Annotated in this window: 11 protein-coding genes; 3 read left to right on the top strand and 8 right to left on the bottom strand. The window is 46.8% G+C overall.

Translation table 11 applies throughout. The features are described 5' to 3' along the window. Nucleotides 1–132: 132 nt before the first annotated feature. Both ASG81_RS17245 and ASG81_RS17240 read right to left on the bottom strand, forming a co-directional pair. The gene (locus ASG81_RS17245) at nt 133–564 is read right to left on the bottom strand and encodes a CBS domain-containing protein (protein WP_056636691.1); all 432 of its coding nucleotides are present in this window, start codon (nt 562–564) and stop codon (nt 133–135) included. 67 nt (nt 565–631) lie between these two features. After that, a complete protein-coding gene (locus tag ASG81_RS17240; protein WP_056636698.1) occupies nt 632–1780 on the bottom strand; it encodes an amidohydrolase in 1149 nt (382 codons plus the stop codon). A gap of 406 nt (nt 1781–2186) precedes the next feature. On the opposite strand from ASG81_RS17240, the gene ASG81_RS17235 reads away from it, so the two are divergent. Then, complete coding sequence (locus tag ASG81_RS17235) at nt 2187–2531, top strand: YugN family protein (protein WP_056636689.1); 345 nt, start codon at nt 2187–2189, stop codon at nt 2529–2531. A gap of 10 nt (nt 2532–2541) precedes the next feature. Continuing rightward, nucleotides 2542–3690 carry a putative lipid II flippase FtsW gene (ftsW, locus tag ASG81_RS17230; RefSeq protein ID WP_056636687.1) on the top strand — a complete coding sequence of 383 codons (1149 nt, stop codon included), beginning with the start codon at nt 2542–2544 and terminating at the stop codon, nt 3688–3690. A gap of 63 nt (nt 3691–3753) precedes the next feature. Here ftsW and ASG81_RS17225 read toward each other — a convergent pair whose 3' ends face one another. After that, nucleotides 3754–4137 carry an Asp23/Gls24 family envelope stress response protein gene (locus tag ASG81_RS17225; protein ID WP_056636685.1) on the bottom strand — a complete coding sequence of 128 codons (384 nt, stop codon included), beginning with the start codon at nt 4135–4137 and terminating at the stop codon, nt 3754–3756. A gap of 207 nt (nt 4138–4344) precedes the next feature. Here ASG81_RS17225 and cax point away from each other — a divergent pair, with 207 nt between their 5' ends. After that, nucleotides 4345–5403: a calcium/proton exchanger gene (cax, locus tag ASG81_RS17220; RefSeq protein ID WP_056636683.1), complete on the top strand. Its 1059-nt coding sequence runs from the start codon at nt 4345–4347 to the stop codon at nt 5401–5403. Nucleotides 5404–5462: 59 nt separating this feature from the next. Here cax and ASG81_RS17215 read toward each other — a convergent pair whose 3' ends face one another. The 5 genes from ASG81_RS17215 to ASG81_RS17195 form a co-directional block, all read right to left on the bottom strand. After that, the gene (locus ASG81_RS17215) at nt 5463–5750 is read right to left on the bottom strand and encodes a YlaN family protein (protein ID WP_056636681.1); all 288 of its coding nucleotides are present in this window, start codon (nt 5748–5750) and stop codon (nt 5463–5465) included. A gap of 137 nt (nt 5751–5887) precedes the next feature. After that, on the bottom strand, nt 5888–6130 hold the full coding sequence (locus ASG81_RS17210; RefSeq protein WP_056636679.1) for an HPr family phosphocarrier protein: 243 nt from the start codon (nt 6128–6130) through the stop codon (nt 5888–5890). 138 nt (nt 6131–6268) lie between these two features. Then, nucleotides 6269–7384, bottom strand: a complete 1116-nt coding sequence (locus ASG81_RS17205; RefSeq protein WP_056636677.1) for an aminopeptidase — start codon at nt 7382–7384, stop codon at nt 6269–6271. A gap of 34 nt (nt 7385–7418) precedes the next feature. Beyond that, on the bottom strand, nt 7419–8156 hold the full coding sequence (locus ASG81_RS17200; protein WP_056636675.1) for a hypothetical protein: 738 nt from the start codon (nt 8154–8156) through the stop codon (nt 7419–7421). Nucleotides 8157–8290: 134 nt separating this feature from the next. Beyond that, entirely contained in the window at nt 8291–10258 is a 1968-nt protein-coding gene (locus ASG81_RS17195) for a sensor domain-containing diguanylate cyclase (RefSeq protein WP_235548914.1), read from the bottom strand. Nucleotides 10259–10448: the final 190 nt, after the last annotated feature.

The raw sequence follows: 10448 nt of genomic DNA, 5'->3' as shown, positions 1-10448 counted from the left end.
TCTCTGGTGCGCTATACTGTTCTTTTGACATGAAAAAGCTCCCCTCACAGCAGCAGGTTTTATTATTTAACCTGTCTACTGTATGGGGAGCATATCACTACGCCCTCCGGCAGCCTTATTTATTTGAACACATTAGTGAACCGCTGCATGCTCCGGTTCGGAAATCGCACTTAACGCTTCCCCTGCTTCATTGACGAAAATTTCACGAATTGCCAAATCTCCGATTGCCAGCACGCCGATCAGCTCGCCGCCTTCGACCACTGGAAGCCTGCGGATTTGCTTTGCTGCCATCAGTTCCGCTGCCTCATCTGTTGAAGTGTCGGAAGTGATGGTCTCAACATCCGTTGTCATGACTTCCGAGACTGCCGTTGATCCGGAATGCTTCTCCGCATAGCCGCGAACGACCAAATCTCTGTCCGTAACGACACCGATCAGCTTCTTGCCGTCTACAATCGGAACGAATCCGATATCATGCTGCTTCATCTTCACGGCAATTTCGTATACGTTATCCTGCATCGTAGCTGTGACACAATCCGTAGACATGATTTGTTTAATGGTTTTCATGTGGATACCCTCCTCGATAATCAGTTCGAGGTTTAGTATGTCCGTCTTCGCGTTCGCATATCCGAGTTTAAGAAGATGGAGCAGATCCAGAGGCGGCATAATCTTCCGCCATCCCGATCAGGAGTCTTGCTGCGCGAAGCATCGCTCTTTCATCGATATCAAATTTCGGATGGTGATGGGAGTATGCGGCGCCGCAATTTTCGTTTCCGGCTCCTACAAACATGAAGCAGCCCCGCACCTTCTCCAAGTAATAGGAAAAGTCCTCCGCAACCGTTATGGCTTCCGACCGTATGACAGCCGCTTCACCGAATAATTGCTCCCCTACTCTGAAGAAGCGCTCGGCCTCCCCCTCATCGTTCACCACTGCCGGATATCCGATTCGCATCTGATAATCGAATTCCGCGTCATGCATCTGGCAGACATGAGTCACAAGTGATTCCAAACGTTCATGGATCATCTTCCTCGTCTTCTCGTCAAACGTTCTGACGGTACCCTTAAGCCTGCAGCGTTCCGCGATAATGTTGTTCGTTGATCCCGCTTGAAATGAACCGATTGTCACTACTGCCGGATGAAGCGGGTTTACATTGCGGCTAACAATCGATTGAACCGCTTGAACAAGCGTTGAGCCGATCATAATCGCATCGGTGGCTTGATGCGGCAATCCGCCATGGCCTCCGCGTCCGATTATATCAATAACGAACTCATCCGCTGCGGACATGAATGGTCCTGCTTTAGACGCGATTAAGCCATGCGCAAGCGGCGTCCACAAGTGCACGCCATAAATGGCGTCTACGCCGTCAAGCGCCCCGTCATTAATCATTGGCAACGCTCCGCCCGGAGTAACCTCCTCAGCCGGCTGGAACAACAGCCTGCGCTCACCGCTAATTCCGGCGCGATTAACCGAATAATAGGATGCGATAGCAAGCAGCGTAGATGTATGGGCATCATGGCCGCAAGCATGCATAACATTAGGCACCTTCGATGCGTAATCGCATATTTTCTCATCCTGTATGGGAAGCGCGTCGATGTCCGCCCGCAGTGCAACAGTCGGCCCTGGCTTATCCCCTCTAAAGACTGCAATTAACCCATGTCCGCCAACACCTGTCCGAACCTCGCAGTCCAAATCGCTTAACTGGTTCGCAATCCAGCTTGACGTTACACGTTCATGGAACGACAGCTCCGGATATTGATGGAGATGCCTGCGCCAATCAATCATTTTGGGATACAGCTGCCCAAGCTCCAGATCTACGATATCCTTTGTTTGCAAATCGCAACCCCCTAACATTTTTGTGAAACAACTATCCTGTAGACATAAATTTTTCATTTTGCGTTTTGTTTCACATAGTTCTCCCCGGAAGCCTCACTTCCGGACGAATGGGATCATTTCATCTAGTTTACCAGAAAAAAGCCTGATTAAGAAAGCTTATACGCCATTCAATAGATAGGATTCATACATTTCTTCAAAATGTCACTTTTGACCGCGGTCAGGGGTGGGAGTAAGGGTTGCGCTTGCTGGGGAAACATACTATCATGAGAAAAGAATGCATAACTCTGTCTTTTAAATTGGAAGCATATGCTTACGAAGTCAGTTTTGCTTCACAAAACCTTTGGGAGGAACTATCATGATTATTGAAAATACCGGCTTAAACGGTGTTAAAAGCGAACTGGACCATTTAGACGAATCTACTGAAAAGGTTGGCTTTGTCCGTTGGCAGTGGGAATATTATCGCGCTACATACGATTTGAAACTAGAGGACCGTGCTAGCGGCTCCGATTATTATTTAAGAATTACGACTCGTGCGGTTGAAGGCAAGCTGGAATCGCCGCATGCCGTGCTCGTTATTGAATCCGTCTACATCGGACGCTCCACTTTCCCGCATGGTCTTGAGTATGAGTCCCCGGTACCGCAGCCTATCATGAATACGGCAACGCAAAGACTTCAACAATTGAAACAGCTGCTAACGTAACGGTGAAAACATGAAAGCCACGCAGAACGGTAGCCGTGGAAGACCGGACTTTCTGCTTCTCATCTTAACTCTTCTGCTCGTAGGCTTTGGACTTGTAATGGTGTTTAGCGCAAGCTCCAGCATTGCGGTCGTAACGAAAGAAGATGCCCTGTATTTCACCAAGCGCCAGTTCATGTGGGCTGGCCTTGGCATCATCGTTATGTTATTTATGATGAATCTTCGCTACCAAGTATTTAAACGCTTGTTTATGCTCTTTTTTATCCCTGTCGTTATCATGCTTATGCTCGTACCTTTTGTCGGCCAAGAAATCAATGGCGCACACAGCTGGTTCGGAGTAGGATCGCTCGGCATTCAGCCGACAGAACCTGCAAAGCTCGCCATCATTTTGTATCTCGGCGCCCTCATTACGAAGAAGGGCGACAAATTCCGCAGCTTCAAAAAAGGGCTGCTGCCGGTAATATTAATTGTCGGCTTTATCTGCGGTCTCATTATGATGCAGCCTGATCTCGGGTCCTGCATTGTGCTTGCCGCAAGCGCATCCGTAATGATTTTGGCCGGCGGCGCGAATTTAAAGCAAGTTTTCGTATCCGGAATGCTGGTCGTCGTGCTGCTTGCTGTCATTTTCAGTATTTCCATGGCGATTTCTCCAGATGCTTGGGCTTACCGGATCGACCGGCTTACGGTTTTCAGAGATCCGCTCAGCGATTCGCAAGATTCCGGCTGGCATCTTGTATCCTCGCTTCAGGCATTCGGTCACGGCGGATTAACAGGTGCCGGATTTGGTGAAAGCGTGCAAAAGCTGCATTATTTGAAATATCCGTATAATGATTTTATATTTGCAATCATTGGCGAAGAATTCGGCTTTATCGGCAGTACAATTTTCTTGCTCTTTTATCTATTTTTCTTATGGCGCGGACTCATTGTTGCCCTGCGCTGTCCTGATCAATACGGTACTGTAGTTGGCGTCGGAATTGTGGGCTTGATCGCAATCCAGGCGTTCGTCAACATAGGCGGCGTTACCGCTACGATACCGCTTACCGGCGTCACGCTGCCATTTATAAGCTATGGGGGCTCATCACTGCTATTTTGTCTTATGTCTATCGGCGTACTGCTAAGCATTTCGAGAGAATCGAACCGTGTAGAGAATACAAAGCGCTAAACGCCACAAAAAAACGGTACCTCTTATATAAGAGATACCGTTTTTTCTTATCGCTGCGTAACCTTACTTTAACCGCAACTGCTGCGGATCCTCAATCTCTTCCTCTTTAAAGGCAACCCCTTCAACCTTTACGTTCACTTCCACCACGTGCAAGCCTGTCATGTTTTCTACCGATTCTCGTACATTAAGCTGCAGCTGGCGGCAAACCTCTTGAATCGGGATGCCATAGTGAACAATGATTCGAAGATCAATTGCAGCTTCCGTCTGCCCTACTTCGACAGATACGCCCTTCTGCACATTTTTTCCGCTTAGACGTTTAGCGAGTCCTTCTGATATCCCACCCGACATTGCCGCTATACCTGGCGTTTCAAGCGCTGCGAGCCCAGCTATCGTTGCTACTACATCATCTGAGATTCGGATAAGACCTGTTTGAAGTTCTTCGGTCATGTGACTCACTCCTCATTTTTCCATATACGTTTATTGTAATAGAACCTCACCCGTGAAGCAAGAACAGCGCTACTAAATGGAAGCGATTAGCCGCTTTTTATAGATAAGAATTTGTAAGTTTCACTTGTTGCTGGTAAAGTTTACATGGGTGATGATTTTCGATATAGTATTAACAGGTTTTCAGCATATCGCGAAGAGGTGTTTAGTTTGAATCAAAAAATGTTTTTTTCCGGGTTAATTATAATGTTTGTGCTCAGCGGGATTGGCCATTTCGCCCACTGGGACAACACGGTACAGTTCGTCATTTCAGCGATCGCCATTATTTTCGTGGCTGGGTTCCTTGGCAAAGCTACAGAGAGCGTGGCGCACTATGCCGGGCAACGGCTCGGCGGATTTCTAAACGCGACCTTCGGAAATGCCGCCGAGCTCATTATCGCTATTTTCTTGATAAAGGCCCAGCAATTCGACATGGTAAAAGCGAGCTTGACGGGCGCTATTATCGGAAATCTTTTGCTTGTGCTGGGACTTAGCATCTTACTTGGCGGACTGAAATACAAGGAGCAGAAATTTAACAATCGCTTAGCAGATCACAATTCAACGCTCATGATCATGGCCGTTATCGGCCTCTTCGTACCGGCCGTATTCGTCGTATCGCAAAATTTCACGATTGAGAAGGATCAATTTCTAAGCCTTGCGGTTGCCGGCATCCTGATCATCTCCTACATATTGTGGTTGATATTTTCTATGGTCACCCACAAGGATATGCTTTCTGATGAGGTCATGAATGCCGATCACGGCGAGGAGCCGGCCTGGTCCAAAGGGATGTCGATCTTCTTCCTCCTCCTTGCTACCGTTATGGTAGCCTTTGTGAGCGAATGGCTCGTTCATACCCTTGATGCGTTTGCGGAGAAATTCGGCCTGTCTGAGCTGTTTATAGGAGCATTCGTTATCGCTATCGTCGGTAATGCCGCAGAGCATAGCGCAGCCGTTATTTTGGCCATGAAGAACAAGATCGGCGCCGCCGTCGAAATCGCAATCGGAAGCAGCCTGCAAATCGCTTTGTTCGTAGCTCCCGTGCTCATTCTCATCAGCTTCATGTTCGGCAACACGATGGATATCGTCTTCACGCCTATTGAGCTGACCGCAATCGGCGTATCCGTCTTTATCGCCAAATCAGTATCTCGTGATGGACAGACCAACTGGTACGAGGGTGTGCTGCTTCTTATGGTCTATATCATTCTTGGCGTAGCCTTTTATCTTGTTTAAACTAAGCTGCATACGGAACAAGAGAATATAAGAAAAGAAAAGAGTAGTCTCCGCGGAGACTACTCTTTTCTTTCCAAGGCTTCGTATAACATAGCTAAATTCCGCTCTAACCTGCTCACTATTTCCTTGCCTGCTAATTCTGCAATTAGGCCTGCGCGAACAGCAAAGTCGATCTCTCGCGAGAAACCATACATTTGCGTATCTAGCACTTCTTCGTACAGCGGACATTGACGGGTTGTCAAGTTTTCCATTTGAACTTCGATTAATTTTTCTATTTTACTCGCATCTTCCTGAAGGAGACGAAGCGCTTTCTCATGCAATTGTACCGTAATTTCCGGTGAAGACATCGTTTTCCCCCCTGTGCGCGTATCCGCCATCTTCTATACCCTTTATATTAGACGAAAAAGAGTGATTATACAAGTTCAAAACGAAAAGCACCTCTTCAACAATGAAGGGGTGCTTTCTCTAAAATATTATATTCCTACTAATCCGTAATAACCGTAACGTTCAAGTTATGCTTCGCAAATACATTAGCCATTGCTGTTTTTGCTTCTTCAGCATCAGGACCGTGTACATGCAGTTCGTAAGCATGTCCGCCCACTAGTGTTGTGAATAGTCCGAGTATGCTTTTTACATCGATATATTTGCTCTCGGCTTGCAGAACGATGGACGAAGTGAATTGGCTAGCCGTTTGGGAAATTTCTACAATAGCTGCATTGTTGGACATGGGAGATCCCTCCAGTTAAATTAGTAAAGCTTACCTTTGTCACCATGATAACCCGAATTGTAATATCCAGCAAGAGGTAAAATGAAAATCACTTTATTTCCCATCAATTACATAGGAATGTAGTGTCAGAGTCTTAGCTTATTTCAAATTTTCGGCATTTAGTCCTTCCAGCTCTGGAATAACGAAAACGCCATCCTTACGAATGAGCACATCGTCGAAATAAATTTCTCCGCCGCCGTACTCAGGACGCTGAATTAGCACTAAATCCCAATGAACAGAGGAGCGGTTGCCATTATCTGTCTGCTCATACGCCTGACCGGGAGTGAAGTGAAGACTGCCCGCAATTTTCTCATCAAACAAAATATCATTCATCGGATGCAAAATATGCGGATTAAATCCAATCGCGAATTCCCCAATATAACGCGCGCCCTCGTCCATGTCTAAAATCTCATTCAAACGAGCCGTGTCATTGCTTTCTGCTTTTACGATTTTCCCGTCCTCGAACGTGAGCGAAATGTTCTGGAACGTTACCCCGGAATAAACGCTAGGCGCGTTATATGTAATCGTTCCTTGCACGGAATCGCGTACAGGCGCGGAGAAAACTTCGCCGTCGGGTATATTGCGGTGGCCGGAGCATTTTTTGGCTCCGATATTTTTGATCGAGAAGCTCAAATCGGTTGACGGCGATACGATGCGGACACGGTCCGTTTTGATCATTAGCGCCTGCAGAGGATCCATCGCTCTGTCCATTTTAGAATAATCCAAATTACATACATCAAAATAGAAATCCTCAAACGCTTCCGTGCTCATATTGGCCAGCTGTGCCATCGATGCGTTTGGATAACGTAAAATGACCCATTTCGTTTTTTTGACGCGCTGCTCCATATGTACCGGATTTCTGTAAATCTGCTCGTATAAGCGCATATTAGCTTCAGGAATTCCTGCCAGCTCGTTTACATTATCGCCGGACCGCACTGCAATATAGCCTTGCATATTTTTCATGCGCTCCAGATCAAACGACGCCCACAGCTCCATCTGCTCCTTGGAAGCATGCTGCAGCAAAGTACGAAGAACGGATCGGTCGCTCGATTCTACAAATGGTCTGCCGCCCCGTCGCGCAACCTCTTCTATTAAACATTTTGTGAGCTCTCGTTCTGAACCGATCATGTCAATCAACACATTTTCTCCAGGCTGAACATCGATGGAATAACCGACTAAATTTTGTGCCAGCTTTTGCAATCGTGGATCACGCATGTTCATATCCTCTCCTTCTTACTTGCGTGCTGAGCTAATCCATCGTAACACGTTTCATTGATTGTTGAATAGTATCGCTCGAAGCACCATTGAAGGATTGAAAGCGAACCGTTGTGTACCTTGACTCTGAAATTGGTTTTTTATCATACTTGTAGCTGAAAGACGTTTTTTCCTCCATTTTTAGCGGAAGCATCCGGTCTCGGTCAATGACCAGCTCATACTCCGTGACCGCTTGCATGGACGCAAGCATATCGTCTAATTGCTTGTGAGAACGCGTAAGCTCCTCCTTCCATTCCCGGCGGTACGGACTCCCCACTGCAGGCATCTTGGCCCCGAGCTGATCGAGCTGCTGGTGAAGCCGCTGCTCCCATCTTTTCTTCGTGATGCCGGTATGCTCGGTAATCATCAGCGTGACCGTTTCCGGATCGTATGTGTCGTTTGCCATACGAACCTCTTCGTTTGCATGATTTAATGTTTCAAGCACTTGTACGGGATTCCAGTTCAGCGGCTCTTCGCTGTTCGTCTGCAAGGTCAATTGCTGATGATCCACCACCTTGCCTTCGAATATTTCAGGTTTAAATTCCAAGCCATCCTCCGTCTTCATGCTCATCGATCCTGTAAAAGCATACTGATCCATGGCCGCAAGTCCCGAATAGGATAAAGACAGCCATTCCTCCGGCGAGCGCTGCTCGCCGACTTGGCTGCAGCCTGACATCATCAATATGCATGTAAAAATGAGAAAACTTGCTGCAATTGCTTGCTTCCGCTTCATGCTCATACCTCCCGTCCAACCTGTTACTATAGTATCGTCCCTATCCAGCCTACTCCTTATTCCAAACATGCACAAAAAGAAAAGGATGCCGGCTAAGGCACCCTCAAGTTCTATTGAATAAAAATAAGCTTAATTTAGCTCTGACCTACAAAAATGCAATTTCTTCCATTGTTCTTCGCTTCGTAAAGCGCCATGTCGGCACGGTAAAACAACGATTCTACGCTAACTTTCTCATCCTCAAACGTCCATTCGGATACCCCGCAGGATACGGTTACGACCGGCTCCGTCTCTTGCTCGACATGCAGCCGAATCCGCTCAGCGACGCGATAAGCCTGCTCGGCTCGAATGCCCGGCAAGTAAATAGCAAGCTCCTCGCCTCCCCATCGTGCCGCAATGTCGCCTTGTCTTATGGATTCTCGGATAATGTTACTCACATGAATGAGTATCCGGTCGCCGATTTGATGTCCGTACGTGTCGTTTACCCGCTTGAACAAATCAACATCCACGAGGATAAGCGAGCCGAATCGATCCTTGCGTTGACGGCTTTGAATTTGTTCGTTTAAATAATGACGGGCATGCAGCCCAGTCAAATTGTCGGTTATGACCATGCGTCGAACTTCAGCATGCAAGGAAGCATTCGATACCGCTATTCCAATGTGCGTGCTCATCACTTGAAGCAGCTTATAATTTTCGTACGAGAAAAAATTTGGCGTCTTGTGCGTAACCATAATGATGCCGGCGACCTCTCCCTCAACCATAATCGGCGCAGCGATAAGCGATCTTGAACCTGTATTGTCCATGATCTTGGAGGTTACGACACGAGTCTGCCAGTAATCGGATATAATTAACGGCTCCCTCGTTCGGTAGACCATGCCGCAAAAGCCATAATCGTGTGAGAACTTATCATTTGCAAGTTCAGGGAAATTGCTTGACATGACGACAAATTGATTATTTTCATTGTTTAACTGCAGGACGCAGCAATAATCGGCATCAAATATCGTTAAAAGCTCGCTAGTCGCAAATTGAAAAATTTCTTTAAGCTTCAGCGACCGGTTTAACCGTTTCGTAAGCTCATTAATAAGACGAAGCTCATTGATAAGTAAATTAGACTGCTCGTACAACTTCGCATTTTCGAAGGCTGAGCCTGAAGTTTCGGCTAGCAGCAGAAACGCGGACAAGTCTGCTTCATCCCATTCGCCTGGACCGATAGACATGCGCAGCACGCCGTACGCAGCTTGCTTGCCAGTCATCGGAACAGCCAGCCGGAGCGTGCCGTCCCGGTCTTGCTCGGTTACCGATTTCCCGTTTAAAAACGCTTTGGCCACGAGATCATGCTCAGCATTTTTAAAAACAAGCGGCTTTACGCGCGGATCGCCATTTAAATGATCTTGTGACAAATACAAATAAACCTCGGAGCTCGGGTAAACAATTTCTAAGCTGCGAAGTAATTCCGACAGTACGGAGGACACATCAATTTGATCATAAAGCCGTTTGGCCGCTTGAAACAAGAAATCTCTTCTGCTCGCTTCCTGCTCCGCCCGCTGCTGCTGCAGGAGCAGATCCTTGACATAAAGCTGTTCGAACTTATGGTAAAAGCAGCTGCGGAAATGTAAGGAGGACATTTGAAGCTGCGTGATGTCCGTCTGGGAACCGATCGGCGATACGTATGTGAAAACACAAAAAACAGCGCCATCGTTTCTCCTTTGCAGGGGAAACGCTGCAAAGGACATATCTTCTGTTTCACAAATGCTTGGCCGGCCGCTGCACAGAACGGTGCGGACTGCCTTCTCAAGCGCAGCATCACGCTTCCGCCCCGCGTTATACAACCCAGCCGATGCAACCTCTTCTGCTTGTTTATTGAATAGCACAAATTGACCAGCCTCAAACGAGGATAATCCTGCAGCTTCATTTATCCATTGAATAAAGCTTTCTTTGAACAAAGGAAATAGCAAAGGCTCGTCCGCATCGCTAATATCTTCACTACTAAACCAAACCGGTTGCGGTTCTGCTGATGTATTCACAATTGCTGATGTTTTACGATAGGCAAAATTGCTATTCATTCGATCAACCATGCAGCCCCAACCCTTCCATCTGTCAACCAAGGAGATGAGCTTCCTACATCACTCAATAATACAATCATCATACTTCATTTTTGAGATTTTCGCACTACTGACCCTGTAAAATATAGGACTAATGATGCCCTTACTGCATCATTAAAATTGTAGTGATAACCTTGACAATGACTATATATTTCATATATTATTTATTGATGAATAGATGGGCGTACGGTTT

The sequence above is a fragment of the Paenibacillus sp. Soil522 genome (genome assembly GCF_001428245.1).
Lineage (GTDB): Bacteria > Bacillota > Bacilli > Paenibacillales > Paenibacillaceae > Pristimantibacillus.
The sequence above is the reverse complement of the archived record's forward strand: the minus strand, read 5'-3'. Positions and strand labels throughout refer to the sequence as shown.